Raw genomic sequence first — 18031 nt, forward strand, 5'->3', positions numbered from 1 at the left:
GTGAGACATTGAGGGTCCGGCGGTCTTGCCGCGCCACCACTGATGCGAAACATTCTGGTGGACATACGCAACGATCGGAGGCTCTGTGCCCGCGTTCGACCTGCCGCTCCCGGAGCTGGAGCGCTTCTGCCCGCTGCCCGACGAGCCCGCCGACTTCGACGCGTTCTGGCACGGCACGCTCCAGGAGGCCTCCGCGGCGCAGGTGCTGGCGCGGGCGCGCCCGGTGGCGACCGGGCTACGGCTCACCGAGACCTGGGACGTGACCTTTCACGGCTTCGCCGGCGACCCGGTGCGGGCGTGGTTCAGCAGACCGGCCGGGGTGCCCGAGCCGCTGCCGGCCGTCGTCGAGTACGCCGGGTACGGGCGCGGCCGCGGCCTTCCGCACGAGCGGCTGACCTGGGTGAACGCCGGGTACGCGCATCTGCTGATGGACAACCGCGGCCAGGGCGACCAGTACGGCAGCGGCGGCGCCACCCCGGACCCGCACGCGGAGGCACCCGGCGGCCCCGGACCGGCCGTGCGGGGCATCGGGGACCCGCGGGACCACCACTACCGGCGGCTCGTCACGGACGCGGTGCGCGCGGTGGCCGCCGTGCGGGCGCTGCCGGGCGTGGACGCCTCCCGGGTGGCGGCCGTCGGCAACAGCCAGGGCGGCGGCCTCGCCCTGGCCGTCGCGGGGCTGGTGCCCGACCTGGCGGCGGTGCTGGTGACCGCGCCCTTCCTGTGCGGCATCCGGCGCGCCCTCGACCTCACCGACGCGCCGCCGTACGGCGAGATCACCGCTTACCTCGCGGTCCACCGGAGCGCCGAGGCGGCCGTCCATCGCACCCTGTCCTACGTCGAGGGTGTCTCCTTCGCCCGCCGCGCCCACGCCCCGGCCCACTTCGGCGTCGGACTGCGCGACACGGTGTGCCCGCCGAGCGGGGCCTACGCCGCCTTCAACCGCTACGGCGAACTGAGCGGCGCGGACCCCCTGAAAGAGATCCGCGCCTATCCGTACAACGGGCACGAGGGCGGCGACGCGGTGCACGTGCGCCGCCAGCTCGACTGGCTGGCGAAGGTGCTGCCGGTCAGCCCACGGCCGGCGTGAACACATGCAGGCCGCCGTCGCGCGGCAGGGTCACACTGCGGATCGCCCTGCCCGCGGGGGCCCGGAACGGCCGGGTGGCGAACACATAGGTGGCCACCGGGTCGCGGCCGGCGCCCGCGACATCGCGGTACGCGGTCCGCGCGACGGTCAGGTCGGCCACGGCCGGCGCCCGGCGTGATGCTCCGCGAGCCGCCGGAGACGGTGCCCTCGGCAGGGGGCGCCGTGACGCCCCCGGGCGTGGTGAAACGGAAGCGGACCGCGGGGCCCGTCCCGCCGTTCAGGGCGAGGGCGCGGACGACGGTCTCGGTGCGCCCGCCGGGCGCGAGGGTGGCGGTCGTCGGGCCGACGCCGAACTGGTACGGCTGCTCGCCCTCGCGGAAGGACGGCGGGGGCTCGGCCTCGCCCCAGGCCGGGTCGGGCGTCGCGGACAGGGCCGCGTTCCGGGGCGGGGCGCGCGGCGGGGTCACCTGGACGGCCGGGGGGGCCAAGCGGGTTGACATCGTTGTCCGTTGGGGCGGTAGAGTCATGCCGAACCCCACTTGTCCAGACCAATCGACAACGTTGTTGCGCAGCCGGCGGCGACACGAGCCACGCACCTCCGGACGGGCGCCCCCTCCCCCCCTCGCGCCCGTCCGGCTCGCGGACCCGGTGACCACGCTTCGGCCACCGGGTCCGCCCGGAGCGCTCGGCTCAGCCGACCCGGCAGGACAGCGCCGCCGCGGTGTCCCCGCCGCCGGTGACGACATAACCGAAGGTCGTGCTCCGCCCCGGGGCGAGCGAGCCGTTCCAGCCCGCGTTGTGGACCATCACGGACTGGCCGGTGTAGGTCGGGGTGCCGTTCCAGAGGCTGTCGACCCTCTGGCCGCTCGGGAGGGTCCAGTCGACCATCCAGCCGAGCATCGGCACGTCACCGGTGTTGGTGACGGTGACCTCGGCCTGGTGGCCGCCGGACCAGCTGCCGGTCGTACGGCGGGTGGCCGAACAGGCGCCGGGCACGGGCTCGGTGGGGCTGCCCGGTTCGTGGATGCCCGTCACCTCGCCGGCGCCGCCGTCGAAGACGACGTCCGAGCAGGAGTAGAAGGTCTCCTGACTGTCGGAGCGCTGCCAGACCATGTAGACGATGTGGCGCCCCGACTTGCCCTCCGGGAGCCTGCCCGTCCAGGAGTAGTCGGCCTCGACCGTGCCAGGGGAGCCGTTCAGCGGCGGGTGGTCGACGGTCAGGAAGGGCTGCTCCTCGACGGCGTCCCAGGTGAGGGTGCGCGTCGGGTCGAAGCCGTCCTTGGTGACGTAGACGCGGAACCAACCAGGGTGCGCCGCCCAGGCGTTGTAGGAGAAGTCGATGGTCGCGCCCGCGGTGAGATGAGTGAGCGGCCAGTCGCCGCGGGGGGTGTCGAAGCCGGTGAAGTTGGGGTTGCCGCCGCTGCACAGCGCGCCGTCGGGCACGAACCCGCGGGTGCGGCCGGCGCCGTCCGAGCGCAGCACGGAGAACCAGTTGTAGAACGGGGTCGTCCCGCTGGTCTGCTGCGCCGCCTTGCAGGCCGGGTTCACCGGCCTGATCTCACCGGTGTCCGTGAGGGCGTCCCGCCAGCACAGGAAGGTGCGGCTGCCGGGTTTCATCGGGGTGCCGTGGGCCTCGGCCCGGCCCCCCGTGGTGACGATCAGCGCGAGGGCGGGGAGCGCGGCGAGGAGGGAGAGGAGCACCAGGGCGAGCGCCGCGGGTCGGGATCGGAGCGGTGAGCGGCCCGCTCCGGCCTTGCTTGCTATAGGCATGACAGTCCTACGTCCCTTCGGTGTGGGGTGTCAGGAACGTTCACTGCGAAGCGGCGGGAGGGAGCGCGCCCTTTTCGGCGGGTTCCGGTCCACCGAGGTGGGAGCGCTCCCACCCACCTTCTGCGGAAGGTAGCGCCGAGTGGTTCGGTTGTAAACGCTTTCGGCCGACCTCCACGGCGAAGGGCCGCACCCCCCGCGAAGGGGATGCGGCCCTGAACCGCCCTGCCGGTCCGCCTACTTGCGGATCAGGCTGCGCAGCACGTACTGCATGATGCCGCCGTTGCGGTAGTAGTCCGCCTCGCCGGGGGTGTCGATGCGGACGACCGCGTCGAACTCCACGCCGGTGTCGGTGGTGACCTTCACCGTGCGGGGCGTACGGCCCTCGTTGAGCTCCTCGACGCCGGTGATGGAGAAGGTCTCCTCGCCGGTCAGGCCGAGGGACTGGGCCGAGGCGCCCTCCGGGAACTGCAGCGGCAGGACGCCCATGCCGATGAGGTTGGAGCGGTGGATGCGCTCGTAGGACTCGGCGACGACGGCCTTGACGCCGAGGAGCGCGGTGCCCTTGGCGGCCCAGTCGCGGGACGAGCCGGAGCCGTACTCCTTGCCGGCCAGGACGACCAGCGGGATGCCGGCGGCCTGGTAGTTCTGCGAGGCGTCGTAGATGAAGGCGACCGGGCCGCCCTCCTGCGTGAAGTCGCGGGTGTAGCCGCCCTCGGTGCCCGGCGCGATCTGGTTGCGCAGGCGGATGTTGGCGAACGTACCGCGGATCATGACCTCGTGGTTGCCGCGGCGCGAGCCGTAGCTGTTGAAGTCGCGGCGCTCGACGCCGTGCTCCGTGAGGTACTTGCCGGCCGGGGTGTCGGCCTTGATCGCACCGGCCGGGGAGATGTGGTCGGTGGTGACCGAGTCGCCCAGCTTGGCCAGCACCCGGGCGCCCGTGATGTCGGAGACCGGGGTGGTCTCCATCGTCATGCCCTCGAAGTACGGGGGCTTGCGGACGTAGGTGGACTGCGGGTCCCACTCGAAGGTGTTGCCGGTCGGGATCGGCAGCGCCTGCCACTGGGCGTCACCGGCGAAGACGTCGGAGTAGGACTTGGAGAACATGTCCTCGCCGATGGCGTTCGCCACGACGTCGTTGACCTCGGCCTCGGACGGCCAGATGTCCTTCAGGAAGACCGGGTTGCCGTCCTGGTCGGTGCCCAGGGCGTCGCGCGTGATGTCCACCTTCATGGAGCCCGCGATGGCGTACGCGACGACCAGCGGCGGGGACGCCAGGTAGTTCATCTTGACGTCGGGGTTGATGCGGCCCTCGAAGTTGCGGTTGCCCGAGAGGACCGAGGTCACGGCCAGGTCGTTGTCGTTGACGGCCTTGGAGACCTCCTCCGGCAGCGGGCCGGAGTTGCCGATGCAGGTGGTGCAGCCGTAGCCGACGAGGTTGAAGCCGACCTTGTCGAGGTACGGGGTCAGGCCCGCCTTGTCGAAGTAGTCGGTGACGACCTTCGAGCCGGGGGCGAGGGTGGTCTTGACCCACGGCTTGCGGGTCAGGCCCTTCTCCACGGCCTTCTTCGCGACGAGCGCGGCGGCGACCATGACGTACGGGTTGGAGGTGTTGGTGCAGGAGGTGATGGCCGCGACCGTCACCGCACCGTGGTCCAGCTCGTAGGTCGTGCCGTCGGGGGCGGTGACGGTGACCGGGTTGGACGGGACGGCGCCGGTGCCCTGGCCGTGCTGCGGCGCGCCGGCGCCGTTCTCCTCGTGGCCGTAGGCCGGGGCGTCGGAGGCCGGGAAGGACTCGGCGCCGGCCTCGTCGACCGGCGAGGTGGCGGCGGCCGGCGTCTGCGCGACGGGGGCGTCGACGTAGTTGAGGACGTCCTTGGCGAACTGCTGGGCGGCCTCGGCGAGGACGATGCGGTCCTGCGGGCGCTTCGGGCCGGCGATCGACGGGACGACGGTGGAGAGGTCGAGCTCCAGCTTCTCGGAGAAGTCCGGCTCGGCCTTCGGGTCCAGCCAGAGGCCCTGCTCCTTGGCGTACGCCTCGACGAGCGCGACCTGCTTGGCGGAACGGCCGGTCAGGCGCAGGTAGTTCAGGGTCTCGTCGTCGATCGGGAAGATCGCGGCGGTGGAGCCGAACTCCGGCGACATGTTGCCGATGGTGGCGCGGTTGGCCAGGGAGGTGGCGGCCACGCCCTCGCCGTAGAACTCGACGAACTTGCCGACGACGCCGTGCTTGCGCAGCATCTCGGTGATCGTGAGGACGAGGTCGGTGGCGGTGGTGCCGGGCCGCAGCTCACCGGTGAGCTTGAAGCCGACGACGCGCGGGATGAGCATGGAGACCGGCTGGCCGAGCATCGCGGCCTCGGCCTCGATGCCGCCGACGCCCCAGCCCAGCACACCGAGGCCGTTGACCATGGTGGTGTGCGAGTCGGTGCCGACCAGGGTGTCGGGGTAGGCCTGGCCGTTCCGGACCATGACCGTGCGGGCCAGGTGCTCGATGTTCACCTGGTGGACGATGCCGGTGCCGGGCGGGACGACCTTGAACTCGTCGAACGCGGTCTGGCCCCAGCGCAGGAACTGGTAGCGCTCCTTGTTGCGGCCGTACTCCAGCTCGACGTTCTGGCCGAAGGCGTCCGGCGTACCGAACTTGTCGGCGATCACGGAGTGGTCGATGACCAGCTCGGCCGGGGCCAGCGGGTTGATCTTGGCCGGGTCGCCGCCGAGCTCCTTGACGGCCTCACGCATGGTGGCGAGGTCGACGACACAGGGCACGCCGGTGAAGTCCTGCATGATCACGCGGGCCGGCGTGAACTGGATCTCCTGCGACGGCTGGGCCTGCGAGTCCCAGGTGCCGAGTGCGCGGATGTGGTCGGCGGTGATGTTCGCGCCGTCCTCGGTGCGGAGGAGGTTCTCCAGCAGGACCTTCAGGCTGTAGGGAAGGCGCGCGGAGCCCTCGACCTTGTCCAGCCGGAAGATCTCGTACGAGTCGTCGCCCACCTGCAGCGTGCTGCGGGCGTCGAAGCTGTTCGCCGACACGACAGTCTCCTTCATTGATGTGCGCGTACCACCGCATCCTGCCGCCACGCCGGCTTGGCCGATCCGCTAAGGTTTGGCTAAGTTAGGTAACCCTTACTCGGCCGGCGGCTGCGGTGCGCCTCGGCAGATATCTCGATGTCGAGATAACTCTAGTACATGGGGGCCGGATGGTCATGCCCCGGCCCGGTGTGGTGCGCGCCCGGGGGCGGGGATGCGTCGCGTGGGGTCCGCGCGGCCTGGCGTTCGCGGGCGCGGTGGGCACCCCGGCGGACTCACGGGGCCGAGTCCAGCCCCCTCGGGGGCGCGGGGAACTGCGCGACCGGCCACGGACGGCCCGCACTCGCGCACGGCGAGGAGAGGCAGGGCACTGGGCGTGCCGCGCGGGGGCGCCGGGCGCCCTGGTGCGGGGCAGCCCCGCTGTGCGCCGGCGCACCCCGTGTGGCGCACACCGGCCCCCTGTGATCTGCTGCCCGGCCATGGACCTCACCGACCCCCACGGCCCCCTGCACAGGGCCCTGCGGCCCTCGCTGCGCGCGCACTACGCACTGCTGGACCCCGAGGAGAAGGAGCAGCCGGAGCGGCTGGCGACCGTGCGGGCGGTGTACGAACACTCCGTCACCCGGGACGGCGTCCCCTACACGGGCATCGCCTTCGACTGCCGTCGCGACCCGGAGCGCGGCGTCGGCGTCATCCTGCACGGCGACCGGGTCGTCCATCTGGGCGGCGCCGAGGTCGCAACCCGGGCGGAGGTGGCCGAGCGGGACGCCGCGGACCCGCGCACCGGGCTGGACGTGGCGCTGATCGGGCACTGGAGCACCGACGCCTTCGACTACGGCGTGATGGAGTGCTCCGACCTCGAACTGCGGGCCGACAAAGCAGGCTGGGGCAGTGTGTCGAACGCCTTCATGGCGGACGTGGAGCCGCTGACCTGGGCCTGCCCGGAGCCGGGGGTGCTGGAACTGCGGCGGCCCGACGGCGAGGTGACGCGCCACCGGTACACCGTGGGGCCGGCCGCACCGGTGCACTCGGCCGAACCGGTGATGTCGGTCACTTTCGCCGACCCGGTCCTCTTCGGCCATCAATACGCGAAGTGGGGGTAACCGAAGAGGCACAGACGTCACGACGACCCTGAACGGGAGGCGGACGTGCCCCTGACGTTCCGTAAGAGTTTCCGGATCCTTCCCGGCGTGCGGCTGAACATCAACCGCCGCTCCTGGTCCATCACCACGGGCGGGCGCAACGGCCCGCGCCACACGCACAGCAGCACCGGACGTCATACGACATCGGTGGATTTGCCCGGACCTTTCGGCTGGCGGCGCACCCGCTCCACCAGGGGCCATTGACGAGGTGTCACCCGCTCGGGCCCCCTGGCGGGCGTCATCTCATATCTGAGATAGCCTCAACCTCATGGCAGACGACTACCTCGTACGCATCGGCAGGCTCATCCGTGACGCCCGGCAGCACCGGGGCTGGACGCAGACGCAGCTCGCCGAGGCGCTCGGAACCAGCCAGAGCGCCGTCAACCGCATCGAGCGCGGCAACCAGAACATCAGCCTTGAGATGATCGCTCGTATCGGCGAAGCCCTCGACAGCGAGATCGTCTCTCTGGGCTACGCGGGCCCCATGCATCTGCGGGTGGTCGGCGGGCGGCGGCTGTCCGGCGCCATCGACGTCAAGACCAGCAAGAACGCCTGTGTCGCCCTGCTGTGCGCCTCGCTGCTCAACAAGGGGCGCACGGTGCTGCGCCGGGTCGCCCGCATCGAGGAGGTCTACCGCCTGCTGGAGGTGCTCAACTCCATCGGCGTCCGCACCCGCTGGATCAACGGCGGCGTGGACCTGGAGATCGTGCCGCCGGCCGGCCTCGACATGGACGCGATCGATGCCGAGGCGGCCGTCCGCACCCGCTCGATCATCATGTTCCTCGGGCCGCTGCTGCACCGCATGGACCGCTTCAAGCTGCCCTACGCCGGCGGCTGCGACCTCGGCACCCGCACCATCGAACCGCACATGATCGCGCTGCGCCGGTTCGGTCTGGACGTGGCGGCGACGGAGGGCCAGTACCACGCGGTGGTGGACCGCTCGGTCCGCCCCGACCGTCCGATCGTGCTGACGGAGCGCGGTGACACGGTGACCGAGAACGCGCTGCTGGCCGCCGCCCGCCACGACGGGGTGACGGTCATCCGCAACGCCTCCTCCAACTACATGGTCCAGGACCTGTGCTTCTTCCTGGAGGCGCTCGGCGTCAAGGTCGAGGGCATCGGCACGACGACCCTCACCGTGCACGGTGTGCCGAACATCGACGTCGACGTGGACTACTCCCCCTCCGAGGACCCGGTCGAGGCGATGAGCCTGCTGGCGGCGGCGGTGGTCACCGAGTCGGAGCTGACGGTCCGCCGGGTGCCCATCGAGTTCCTGGAGATCGAGCTCGCGGTCCTGGAGGAGATGGGCCTCGACCACGACCGCACCCCCGAGTACTTCGCCGACAACGGCCGCACCCGGCTGGTCGACCTCACGGTCCGCCCCTCCAAGCTGGAGGCGCCGATCGACAAGATCCACCCCATGCCCTTCCCGGGGCTGAACATCGACAACGTCCCGTTCTTCGCCGCCATCGCCGCGGTGGCCTCCGGCAAGACCCTCATCCACGACTGGGTCTACGACAACCGCGCCATCTATCTGACGGACCTCAACCGGCTCGGCGGGCGACTGCAGTTGCTCGACCCCCACCGCGTCCTCGTCGAGGGCCCCACCCGCTGGCGCGCCGCCGAGATGATGTGCCCGCCGGCACTGCGTCCCGCGGTCGTCGTCCTCCTGGCGATGATGGCGGCCGACGGCACGTCGGTGCTGCGCAACGTGTACGTCATCAACCGGGGTTACGAGGACCTCGCCGAGCGGCTGAACTCGATCGGGGCGCAGATCGAGATCTTCCGGGACATCTGACGTCCCTGCCACGGCCTACGTCGATGCCGCCGCGCCCTGCCACGGGCTGCGGCGGCATCGCCGTTCCGGTGGCAGGCCCCGCGGCAGGCCCGGCGTGGTGAACCGCCACTGTTCGTGGAGGCCGAGCGCGTGCAGCAGGTCGCTCGCCTCCCGGATCGGCGCGTCGGTGCCCGGGTCGTAGAGCAGGCCGGCGATGTCCCCGCTGTGCGCTGTCTGCAGCCCCAGGGCGTCCGTCTTCTCCGCGATGGCCAGGAGGGTGTCCAACGCCGGTACGGGCAGGTGGCGTTGGTTGAGGAGGGTGCTGGCCGTGGCCACCTCGCCGACGAGGGCGGGGTCCTTGGTGGCGACCGCCTCGCGCAGCAGGGAGCGCAGCCGGGTGAAGGTGCGGATCTCGGACGGCGTGTAGTGCGGCGGCGGGAGCGTCAGGGTGTCGACGCCCCGGCCCGCGAGGTCCGGGCGGGAGCCGAAGCCCAGGACGCGGAGCGTCGGGAGGGCGTGGCCGAAGTCCTCCAGCACCTCGCCCTCGCGTTGGGCGAAGAGGACGGTGGTGTCGGGGAACATCAGCGCGTCGGAGGCCGTTTCGGCCCGGACCGCCATGCGGGCGGTCTCCTCCGTGGGCAGGGAGACCTCCAGCGCGTCCTGGACCGCGTTCACCGCCGCCAGTACGTCGCTCGTCGAGGAGCCGAAGCCGCGGCCCGGGGGGACGTCCCCGGTCAGGGTGAGGTGACCGCCGGCGTCGTCGTCGGTCCCCGCGCACGCCTTCAGCGCCAGGCGTGCGGCCCGTAGCGCCTTCGTCCTGCACGGCGGGGAGACCGTCAGCCTCCCGCCGGGCTCCGGGGTGAAGGTCGCCCTGGTGGTGTGGAGCGTGCAGGGGAGGGTGACCAGGGCCCGCACCAGGCGGCCCTCATGGGGGAAGGCGCCCTGGAGGATCTCGCCGTGGTGCACCGGCGCCCACCCCCGCCCGACACGCCGTACGGCGTCCCCTGCCATGCCGTTCACCTCCTCCTGTGCCACCAGAGCGGAAGTATGCGGCCCCCGGAGGGTGCACTCAGCACCACCCCGGCCGGGGTGCCACGCCCCGTGTGCACGCCGGGTGCGGTGCGTAGCTTCGTGGCCGGGGACGGGAGGCGTCCCGCGCCGACGGCGGAGGAACGGGAATGTCACGACACCGCGTGGTTCGGGGGGCGGGCGCTGCTGGACGTCCTGAAGGACACCGGCCAGGTCGCGGCCGGCGTGGACCACGTCTTCGGGACCACGGCCCTGACGACGGGTTTCGGCACGACGCTTCTCGCCTCGGTCGGCGGGGCCTTCCTGGCCGTACGGCGGGCCACCCGCTCGCCGGTCGGCCGCCCGGGCGGCCGCGGACGCGGGGCCGGCTGGTGGCGGCGGCGGTGCCGGCGGTCGCGGGCATCGGCCTGCTGGCGGCGACCGGCACCTTCGAGCCGGACGACCCGCTGCTGATGGCCCCCGCGGGCTACGGCGCGATCCTGCTGTCGGTCGGCCTCGGCACGGCGGCGCCGACGCTGCTCGGGTTCCTGACGGCTCCGGTGCGCGGCACACTGGCGGGGACGGCCCTGTGGCAGGGCGCGGACCGGCAGTCGGGCGTCCTGCTGCCGCTGGTGTCCTTCGTGGGCATGGCGGCCGGCACGCTCTCCCTCCAGACGGTCGCGTCGGACACCCTGCGGGCGGCCGGGGGGTCGCGGACCGTGGACGACAAGAACATCGAGACCCTGAACCTGGTGGTCGTCGGGATCATCGTGGTGTTCGCCTGCGTGATGCTCGTCAACGGCCTGTACGCGGCCACGTCCGAGCGCGTCCGGGAGTTCGGGCAGCTGCGGCTGGCCGGGGCGACACCGCGGCAGGTGCTGCTGACGGTGTTCGCGGAGGGCCTCGCGCTGACCGTGCTCGGCGTGGTCCTCGGCATCGGCGCGGCGCTCACCGGCGTCGTCGCCTACAGCCGGGCCCGCACCGGGGACGCGGTGCCGGAGCTGAGCCCCGCGCTGTGGCTCGTGATCGCCTCGGTCGCGGCCGCGTCCACGCTGGTCACGACGCTGGGGACGGCCCGCCATGTGCTGCGGGTGCCCGCCGTGGAGGCGGCTTCGGCCGGGGCGTGAGCACGGGGCGCGTCAGAAGGGCCGGCGGGGCGGGCCGCGGCCCTGCCACGGCCCGCCGTCACCGGGCGCGTGCCCCGGCGCCGGTGAGCACCTCCGCCACCGGACCGGCACCCGGCCGCTTGAGGTGGTTCAGCCCTGTACGAGCGTGACCTCCTGCTGCCGCGCCGCGTGGAAGCGGGGCATGGGCAGCCCGGCCGACGGGTCGAGTTCCATCACCGTGGCCTCGACCAGGGCGGCGCCGGGCTCCAGGGTGGCGTAGGAGGGCCGGCCGCTGTTCTCCCAGCGGTGCTCGGCCCCGTCGCACAGGGCGGCCGTGCCGCCGATGCCGTGCCGGACCGAGGGGCGGCCCTGGCCGATCGAGGAGCTGACGAACACCGGGCCCGTGCCGCCGGTGCAGCGGTAGGTGCCGGTGAGGGTGACCGTGCCGTCGGGCGCGATCCGGCCGGTCGGGTCGACGGTGACCGACTCGTAGGAGTCGGCCGTCGCGGACCCGGCGGGCACGGCCAGCAGCAGGGCGGCGCCTGCCGCGATGCCGAGGCGGGAGCGGTACTTCATGGGGAAACCTCCTGGTTCGGGGGGTTCCACTGGTACCGGGCGGCCGGGCCGTGGGCGTTGACCGTCACCCCTTCGTCGGCGTGTTACGGCAGCACGGCGAACCCGTCCAGCTCCACCCGGGCCGTCTCGTCCCACAGCCGTACGACCTGCACCACGGCCATCGCCGGATAGTCCCGCCCGGCCAGCCGCCGCCACACCCGCCCCAGTTCGGCGGCGCAGGACCGGTACTCGGCGACATCGGTGGCGTAGACGGTGACCCGGGCGAGGTCGGCCGGGGTGCCGCCCGCCGCCGCGAGGGCGGTGAGCAGATTGCCCAACGCCTTCTCGAACTGCTCGGGCAGCGTCTCCCCCGTCACCTTGCCGTCGCCGTCCAGGGCGGTCTGCCCGGCGAGGAACACCACCCGGGACCCGGTGGCGACGACGGCGTGCGAGAAACCGGTGGGCGGCGCCAGCCCGGCCGGATTGACCCGCTCGGGAGGCACACGCTCGAGGCCGCCTCGCTCAGGAGTCACTCGACGGTCCCTTCATGTTCGTCCGGTACGTCTCCTTGGCGATGATCCCGCGCTGCACCTCGCTGGCCCCCTCGTAGATCCGGGGGGCGCGGACCTCGCGGTAGAGGTGCTCCAGCAGATGGCCGCGGCGCAGCGCGCGGGCCCCGTGGAGCTGGACCGCGGCGTCGACGACGTACTGCGCGGTCTCGGTGGCGAGCAGCTTCGCCATCGCCGCGCGCCGCGGGACGTCCGGGTCGCCGCGGTCGTACGCCGAGGCCGCCGCGTACACCATCAGACGGGCCGCCTCCGTGCGCAGCGCCATCTCGGCGATCTGGTGGGCGACCGTCTGGAGGCCGCTCAACGGCCCGCCGAAGGCTTCCCGTTCGGCGGTGTGCGCGAGGCTGGCGTCGAGGGCGGCCTGGGCCATGCCGACGGCGAAGGCCCCGACGCTGGGCCGGAAGAGGGTGAGGGTGCCGAGGGCGACCCGCAGTCCGTGTCCCTCCTCGCCGAGGACGTCGTCGGCGGTGACCGGTACGGCGTCGAAGGCCAGGGCCCCGATGGGGTGCGGGGAGAGCATCTCCAGGCCGGTGCCGGTGAGTCCGGGGCGGTCGGCGGGGACGAGGAAGGCGGTCACGCCGTGCGGGCCGGGCGCGGTGCGGGCGAAGACGGTGTAGAAGTCGGCCTCGGGGGCGTTGGAGATCCAGCGTTTGTCGCCGGTGAGCCGCCAGTGACCGGGGCCGTCGGGCTCGGCGGCGAGCGCGAGCGCGGCGGCGTCGGAGCCCGCGCCGGGTTCGGTCAGCGCGAAGGCGGCCACCACGGACCCGTCGGCGACCTTCGGCAGCCAGCGCTCCCGCTGGGCCGGCGTGCCGTGCGCGTGCACCGGATGGGCGCCCAGACCTTGCAGGGCCAGCGCGGTCTCCGCCTCCGTGCAGGCGTAGGCGAGGGACTCGCGCATCAGGCACAGGTCCAGGGCGCCGGAGGTGAACAGGCGCTCCAGCAGTCCGAGTCGGCCGAGTTCGGCGATGAGCGGGCGGTTGACGTGCCCCTCCTCGCCCTTGTCGGCGAGCGGGCGCAGCCGTTCCTCCGCCAGGGTGCGCACCTCCGCACACCAGGCGGTCTGTGCCGGTTCGAGCGAGAATGCGGTCATCGCCGGTCCCCTCTGCCAGGCCTGCCACCGACCATATCGCGCTCCCTTGACTGCCGTCACCAAGGCGATACGCTCCAGGCGCGAGCCCACTCCACCAAGGGGGCGCCATGCACAAGTCGGCCCACGTCGACACCTTCGCGCGCGACCACCTCCCGCCGCGCGAGCAGTGGCCCGAACTGCTCTTCGACCTGCCGGAGCTGCACTACCCCGAACGGCTGAACTGCGCGGCGGAACTGCTGCACGGCCCGCCCGGCGACCGCCCGGCGTTCCACACCCCGGACGGGACCTGGACCTACGGCGAGCTGCGCGCCCGGGTCGACCGGATCGCGCATGTCCTCACCGGCGAGCTGGGGGTCGTCCCCGGCAACCGGGTGATGCTGCGCGGCCCCACCACCCCCTGGCTCGCGGCCTGCTGGCTGGCGGTGCTGAAGGCGGGCGCGGTCGCCGTGACGGTCCTCGCCCAGCAGCGCCCGCAGGAGCTGCGCACGATGGGTGAGATCGCCCGCGTGCAGCACGCCCTGTGCGACATCCGGTCGGTCGACGACCTCGCCAAGGCGGAGATACCGGGGCTGCGCATCACCACGTACGGCGGCGACGGCCCGGACGACCTGCTGCGCAGACCCGCGCCGGACACGCCGTACCGGGCCGTGGACACCGCGGCCGACGACGTGGCGCTGATCGCGTTCACCTCGGGCACCACGGGTCGCCCGAAAGGGTGCGTCCACTTCCACCGCGATGTGCTGGCGATCGCCGACACCTTCTCCGAGCATGTGGTGCAACCACACCAGGACGATGTGTTCGCGGGCAGTCCCCCGCTCGGCTTCACCTTCGGCCTCGGCGGGCTCGTGGTGTTCCCGCTGCGCGCGGGGGCCTCCGCCCTGCTGCTCGAACAGTCCGGGCCCCGCCAGTTGCCGCCCGCGATCGCCGAGCACGGGGTCTCGGTGCTGTTCACCGCGCCGACCGCCTACCGGGCGATGCTCGCCGAGGCCGAAGGTCACGACCTGGGCTCTCTGCGCCGCTGCGTGTCCGCCGGGGAGAACCTCCCGGAGGCCACCTGGCACGCCTGGCACGAGCGGACCGGCCTGCGGATCGTCAACGGCATCGGCGCCACCGAACTGCTGCACATCTTCATCTCCGCCGCCGACGACGCCGCCCGCCCCGGCCGCACCGGCGTCCCCGTGCCCGGCTGGCACGCGCGCGTGCAGGACGAGAACGGCGACCCGGTCCCCGACGGCGAACCCGGACTGCTCGCCGTGCGCGGGCCGATCGGCTGCCGCTATCTCGCCGACCCCCGCCAGAGCGTCTATGTGCGCGACGGCTGGAACGTCACCGGCGACACCTATGTCCGCGAACCCGACGGCTGGTTCCGGTACGTGGCCCGCGCCGACGACATGATCATCTCGGCCGGGTACAACATCGCCGGCCCGGAGGTCGAGGACGCGCTGCTGCGGCACCCGGACGTCGTCGAGGCGGCGGTGGTGGGCCGGCCCGACGAGGACCGCGGCCAGGTCGTCGTCGCCTTCGCCGTCCTGCGCGAGGGCGCGCCCCGGGACCCGGAGGCCCTGCGCACGTTCGTCAAGCGGGAGCTGGCGCCGTACAAGTGCCCGCGCGAGATCCAGTTCCTGGACGCCCTGCCGCGCACCGCGACCGGCAAGCTCCAGCGCTTCCGCCTGCGCACCGAGGACGGCCGGCAGTGACACCGACGACCTAAGATGATCAATGTGTCCGACCAGCATGCTCCACGGTCTTTGATCGTCACGCTCTACGGCGCGTACGGCCGTCGCTTCCCCGGCCCGGTGCCCGTCGCCGAGCTGATCCGGCTGCTCGCCGCGGTGGGCGTGGACGCGCCCTCGGTCCGCTCGTCGGTGTCCCGGCTCAAACGCCGCGGCCTGCTGGTGCCGGCCCGCACGGCGGAGGGCGCGGCGGGCTACGAACTCTCCCCCGATGCCCGGCAGTTGCTGCGGGACGGTGACCGCCGGGTGTACGCCACCACGCCGCCCGAGGACGAGGGCTGGGTCCTCGCCGTGTTCTCGGTGCCGGAGTCGGAGCGGCAGAAACGGCATGTGCTGCGCTCCCGGCTGGCCGGGCTCGGCTTCGGCACGGCCGCGCCGGGCGTGTGGATCGCCCCCGCCCGGTGGTACGAGGAGACCCGGCACACGCTCCAGCGGCTGCGCCTGGACCCCTACGTCGACTTCTTCCGCGGCGAGCACCTCGGCTTCGCGCCGACCGCCGAGGCGGTCGCCCGCTGGTGGGACCTGGCCGCGATCGCCAAGGCGCACGAGGCGTTCCTCGACCGGCACGCGTGCGTGCTGGACGAGTGGGAGCGGCGCGCGGACACCCCGCCCGAGGAGGCGTACCGCGACTACCTCCTCGCGCTGGACTCCTGGCGCCACCTGCCGTACACCGACCCCGGGCTGCCCGCCCGCCTGCTGCCCGCCGACTGGCCGGGCTCCCGCTCGGCGGCCGTGTTCCGCGCGCTGCACGAGCGGCTGCGGGAGGCGGGCGCCGAGTTCGCGGGAGTGCGGTAGCGGTCGACAACGCTCCTGATCGATACAGCTAGAGGCTCAGCCGGGGTCTGGGGGCGTCGGTGCGGCCGGTGTTGGGCCGGCGGCTGCCCGCCTTGTAGGGGTCGGGCCAGGCCACGCCGGGGCCGTCGTAGCCCTGCTCGGCGGCCGCGTGGAGCGTCCAGTGCGGGTCGTAGAGGTGCGGCCGGGCGAGCGCGCACAGATCGGTACGGCCCGCCAGGATAAGGGAGTTGACGTCGTCCCAGGAGGAGATCGCGCCGACCGCGATGACCGGCACCCGCGCCTCGTGCCGGATGCGGTCGGCGAACGGCGTCTGGTAGGACCTCCCGAACTCCGGCCGCTCCTCGGCCACGACCTGCCCGGTCGACACGTCGATCGCGTCGGCCCCGTGCGCGGCGAACGCCCGCGCGATCCGCACCGCGTCCTCGGCGGTGTTGCCGCCCTGCGCCCAGTCGGTCGCCGAGATCCGCACGGTCAGCGGCTTCTCCTCCGGCCACACCCGGCGTACGGCGTCGAAGACCTCCAGCGGGAAGCGCAGCCGCCGCTCCGGCGAGCCGCCGTAGGCGTCGGTGCGCAGGTTGGTCAGGGGGGAGAGGAAGCCGGAGAGCAGATAGCCGTGCGCGCAGTGCAGTTCGAGCAGGTCGAAGCCGGCGCGCGCGGCCCGCAGCGCGGCGGCCGTGAACTGCTCGCGCAGATCCGTCAGTTGGGCGCGGGAGAGCTCACGCGGGGTCTGGCTGCCCGGCTTGTACGGCAGCGGGGACGCGGCCACCAGCGGCCAGTTGCCCTCGGGCAGCGGCTCGTCCAGGCCCTCCCACATCAGCCGGGTCGAGCCCTTGCGGCCGGAGTGGCCGAGCTGGACGCCGATCGCGGTGCCGGGCGCCCGGGTGTGCACGAAGTCGACGATCCGCTTCCATGCCTCCGCCTGCCTGCCGTTGTACAGGCCCGCGCAGCCCGGAGTGATCCGGCCCTCCTCGCTGACGCACACCATCTCGGTCATCACCAGCCCGGCCCCGCCCAGCGCCCGCGCGCCGAGGTGCACGAGGTGGAAGTCGCCGGGTACGCCGTCCTCGGCCGAGTACATGTCCATCGGCGAGACGACCACCCGGTTGCGCAGGGTCAGCCCGCGCAGCCGGAACGGGGTGAACATCGGGGGCGTGCCCGGCGGGCAGCCGAACTCGCGCTCCACGGCCTCGGTGAAGTGGGCGTCGCGCAGCCTGAGGTTGTCGTGGGTGACGCGGCGGCTGCGGGTGAGCAGGTTGAACGCGAACTGGCGGGGCGGCTGGTCCAGGTGGAGCGCGAGGTTCTCGAACCACTCCAGACTGGCCCGGGCGGCCCGCTGCGTCGACGCCACGACGGGCCTGCGCTCCGCCTCGTACGCCGCTAGGGCCTCCGGCAGGCCGGGCTGCTCCTTGAGACACGCCGCCAGGGCGAGGGCGTCCTCGACCGCGAGCTTGGTGCCCGAGCCGATGGAGAAGTGGGCCGTGTGGGCGGCGTCCCCGAGCAGGACCAGGTTGCCGTGGGACCAGCGCTCGTTGACGACCGTACGGAACGTCGTCCAGGCGGAGTTGTTGGAGTGCAGGGGCCTTCCGCCGAGCGCGTCGGAGAAGATCTTGGCGCACACCTCGATCGACTCGGCCGCATCCCGCTCGTCGAACCCGGCCGCGCGCCAGACCTCCTCGCGCATCTCGACGATCACCGTGGAGGCGTCGTCGGCGTAGGGGTAGCCGTGCAGCTGCATCACGCCGTGTTCGGTCTCGGCGATCTCGAAGCGGAAGGCGGTGAACGGGAAGTCGGCCGCCAGCCAGATGTAGCGGCAGTGGTGGGTCTCGACGGCGGGGCGGAAGGTCTCGGCGTAGGTCTCCCGGGTGGTGCTGTTGACTCCGTCGGCCGCGATGACGAGGTCGTGGGTGCGCATGAGCTCCGCGGGGTGGGGGGCCTCGGTGCGGAAGTTCAGGGTGACCCCGAGGCCGCGGCACCTCTCGTGGAGGATCTGCAGGAGGCGCTTGCGGCCGAGGGCCGCGAATCCGTGGCCGCCGGAGGTGTGGCGGCTGCCTCGGTGGACTATGTCGATGTCGTCCCAGCGGACGAAATGCCGCTGGAGGGCGTCGTGGACGACCGGGTCAGCGTGTTCGATGCCGCCGAGGGTCTCGTCGGAGAGGACGACTCCGAAGCCGAAGGTGTCGTCCGGGGCGTTGCGTTCCCAGAGGGTGATCTCGCGGGTGGGGTCGAGGCGTTTGAGGAGGGCCGCCGCGTAGAGGCCGCCTGGGCCGCCGCCGACGATCGCGATGCGCGGGGGCTCGTTCCGCCTCGCCGGCGGCTGCTGGTTCGTCGTGGCCGGTCGCGCGGTTCCCCGCGCCCCCAGGGGACCCATG

The 18031-nt window shown here is 72.8% G+C and carries 14 protein-coding genes and 1 pseudogene; 7 read left to right on the forward strand and 8 right to left on the reverse strand.

Annotated features, from left to right (window positions below; translation table 11 throughout):
* Nucleotides 1-85: 85 nt before the first annotated feature.
* On the forward strand, nt 86-1090 hold the full coding sequence (locus ACIGXJ_RS27545) for an acetylxylan esterase (protein ID WP_399650574.1): 1005 nt from the start codon (nt 86-88) through the stop codon (nt 1088-1090).
* On the opposite strand, the pseudogene ACIGXJ_RS27550 reads toward ACIGXJ_RS27545, so the two are convergent.
* The 3 genes and pseudogenes from ACIGXJ_RS27550 to ACIGXJ_RS27560 form a co-directional block, all read right to left on the reverse strand.
* Nucleotides 1071-1521 (reverse strand): annotated as a pseudogene (locus ACIGXJ_RS27550) (glycoside hydrolase family 92 protein); the annotation flags it as partial. The gene ACIGXJ_RS27545 and the pseudogene ACIGXJ_RS27550 sit on opposite strands and share 20 nt — an antisense overlap.
* Nucleotides 1522-1780: 259 nt before the next feature.
* Entirely contained in the window at nt 1781-2860 is a 1080-nt protein-coding gene (locus tag ACIGXJ_RS27555; RefSeq protein WP_399650576.1) for a lytic polysaccharide monooxygenase, read from the reverse strand.
* Nucleotides 2861-3094: 234 nt separating this feature from the next.
* On the reverse strand, nt 3095-5890 hold the full coding sequence (locus tag ACIGXJ_RS27560; protein WP_399650578.1) for an aconitate hydratase: 2796 nt from the start codon (nt 5888-5890) through the stop codon (nt 3095-3097).
* A gap of 476 nt (nt 5891-6366) precedes the next feature.
* Between ACIGXJ_RS27560 and ACIGXJ_RS27565 the strand changes: the two genes are divergently transcribed.
* The 3 genes from ACIGXJ_RS27565 (at nt 6367) to ACIGXJ_RS27575 (ending at nt 8827) form a co-directional block, all read left to right on the forward strand.
* Entirely contained in the window at nt 6367-6990 is a 624-nt protein-coding gene (locus ACIGXJ_RS27565) for a hypothetical protein (protein ID WP_399650581.1), read from the forward strand.
* Nucleotides 6991-7035: 45 nt separating this feature from the next.
* Nucleotides 7036-7233, forward strand: coding sequence for a DUF4236 domain-containing protein (locus ACIGXJ_RS27570; RefSeq protein ID WP_399650584.1), 198 nt, complete (start codon nt 7036-7038; stop codon nt 7231-7233).
* Between the two features lie 64 nt (nt 7234-7297).
* Nucleotides 7298-8827 carry a helix-turn-helix domain-containing protein gene (locus tag ACIGXJ_RS27575; protein ID WP_399650587.1) on the forward strand — a complete coding sequence of 510 codons (1530 nt, stop codon included), beginning with the start codon at nt 7298-7300 and terminating at the stop codon, nt 8825-8827.
* A 15-nt stretch (nt 8828-8842) separates the two neighbouring features.
* Here ACIGXJ_RS27575 and ACIGXJ_RS27580 read toward each other — a convergent pair whose 3' ends face one another.
* Nucleotides 8843-9817 carry a kinase gene (locus ACIGXJ_RS27580; protein WP_399650589.1) on the reverse strand — a complete coding sequence of 325 codons (975 nt, stop codon included), beginning with the start codon at nt 9815-9817 and terminating at the stop codon, nt 8843-8845.
* A gap of 389 nt (nt 9818-10206) precedes the next feature.
* Here ACIGXJ_RS27580 and ACIGXJ_RS27585 point away from each other — a divergent pair, with 389 nt between their 5' ends.
* Nucleotides 10207-10941, forward strand: coding sequence for an ABC transporter permease (locus ACIGXJ_RS27585; protein ID WP_399650592.1), 735 nt, complete (start codon nt 10207-10209; stop codon nt 10939-10941).
* Nucleotides 10942-11070: 129 nt separating this feature from the next.
* Here ACIGXJ_RS27585 and ACIGXJ_RS27590 read toward each other — a convergent pair whose 3' ends face one another.
* The 3 genes from ACIGXJ_RS27590 to ACIGXJ_RS27600 all read right to left on the reverse strand — a co-directional run bounded on the left by ACIGXJ_RS27590 (nt 11071) and on the right by ACIGXJ_RS27600 (nt 13134).
* Nucleotides 11071-11496: a DUF6299 family protein gene (locus tag ACIGXJ_RS27590; RefSeq protein WP_399650594.1), complete on the reverse strand. Its 426-nt coding sequence runs from the start codon at nt 11494-11496 to the stop codon at nt 11071-11073.
* Nucleotides 11497-11579: 83 nt separating this feature from the next.
* Complete coding sequence (locus tag ACIGXJ_RS27595; RefSeq protein ID WP_399651004.1) at nt 11580-11978, reverse strand: RidA family protein; 399 nt, start codon at nt 11976-11978, stop codon at nt 11580-11582.
* Nucleotides 11979-11997: 19 nt separating this feature from the next.
* The gene (locus ACIGXJ_RS27600; protein WP_399650597.1) at nt 11998-13134 is read right to left on the reverse strand and encodes an acyl-CoA dehydrogenase family protein; all 1137 of its coding nucleotides are present in this window, start codon (nt 13132-13134) and stop codon (nt 11998-12000) included.
* 107 nt (nt 13135-13241) lie between these two features.
* Here ACIGXJ_RS27600 and ACIGXJ_RS27605 point away from each other — a divergent pair, with 107 nt between their 5' ends.
* Nucleotides 13242-14831, forward strand: a complete 1590-nt coding sequence (locus ACIGXJ_RS27605; RefSeq protein ID WP_399650599.1) for an AMP-binding protein — start codon at nt 13242-13244, stop codon at nt 14829-14831.
* A gap of 15 nt (nt 14832-14846) precedes the next feature.
* Nucleotides 14847-15662, forward strand: a complete 816-nt coding sequence (locus tag ACIGXJ_RS27610; protein WP_399650602.1) for a PaaX family transcriptional regulator C-terminal domain-containing protein — start codon at nt 14847-14849, stop codon at nt 15660-15662.
* A 28-nt stretch (nt 15663-15690) separates the two neighbouring features.
* Here ACIGXJ_RS27610 and ACIGXJ_RS27615 read toward each other — a convergent pair whose 3' ends face one another.
* Entirely contained in the window at nt 15691-18030 is a 2340-nt protein-coding gene (locus tag ACIGXJ_RS27615; protein ID WP_399650604.1) for a bifunctional salicylyl-CoA 5-hydroxylase/oxidoreductase, read from the reverse strand.
* Nucleotide 18031: the final 1 nt, after the last annotated feature.

The organism is Streptomyces sp. NPDC053367 (genome assembly GCF_044545925.1).
In the GTDB taxonomy this organism is placed as follows: domain Bacteria; phylum Actinomycetota; class Actinomycetes; order Streptomycetales; family Streptomycetaceae; genus Streptomyces.

Excerpts from the sequence above, each read along its gene's own strand:
- ACIGXJ_RS27555 (WP_399650576.1), bottom strand. The coding sequence starts at position 2,860 with ATGCCTATAGCAAGCAAGGCCGGAGCGGGCCGCTCACCGCTCCGATCC.
- ACIGXJ_RS27565 (WP_399650581.1), top strand. The coding sequence starts at position 6,367 with ATGGACCTCACCGACCCCCACGGCCCCCTGCACAGGGCCCTGCGGCCC.
- ACIGXJ_RS27575 (WP_399650587.1), top strand. The coding sequence starts at position 7,298 with ATGGCAGACGACTACCTCGTACGCATCGGCAGGCTCATCCGTGACGCC.
- ACIGXJ_RS27580 (WP_399650589.1), bottom strand. The coding sequence starts at position 9,817 with ATGGCAGGGGACGCCGTACGGCGTGTCGGGCGGGGGTGGGCGCCGGTG.
- ACIGXJ_RS27590 (WP_399650594.1), bottom strand. The coding sequence starts at position 11,496 with ATGAAGTACCGCTCCCGCCTCGGCATCGCGGCAGGCGCCGCCCTGCTG.
- ACIGXJ_RS27600 (WP_399650597.1), bottom strand. The coding sequence starts at position 13,134 with ATGACCGCATTCTCGCTCGAACCGGCACAGACCGCCTGGTGTGCGGAG.
- ACIGXJ_RS27605 (WP_399650599.1), top strand. The coding sequence starts at position 13,242 with ATGCACAAGTCGGCCCACGTCGACACCTTCGCGCGCGACCACCTCCCG.
- ACIGXJ_RS27610 (WP_399650602.1), top strand. The coding sequence starts at position 14,847 with ATGATCAATGTGTCCGACCAGCATGCTCCACGGTCTTTGATCGTCACG.
- ACIGXJ_RS27615 (WP_399650604.1), bottom strand. The coding sequence starts at position 18,030 with ATGGGTCCCCTGGGGGCGCGGGGAACCGCGCGACCGGCCACGACGAAC.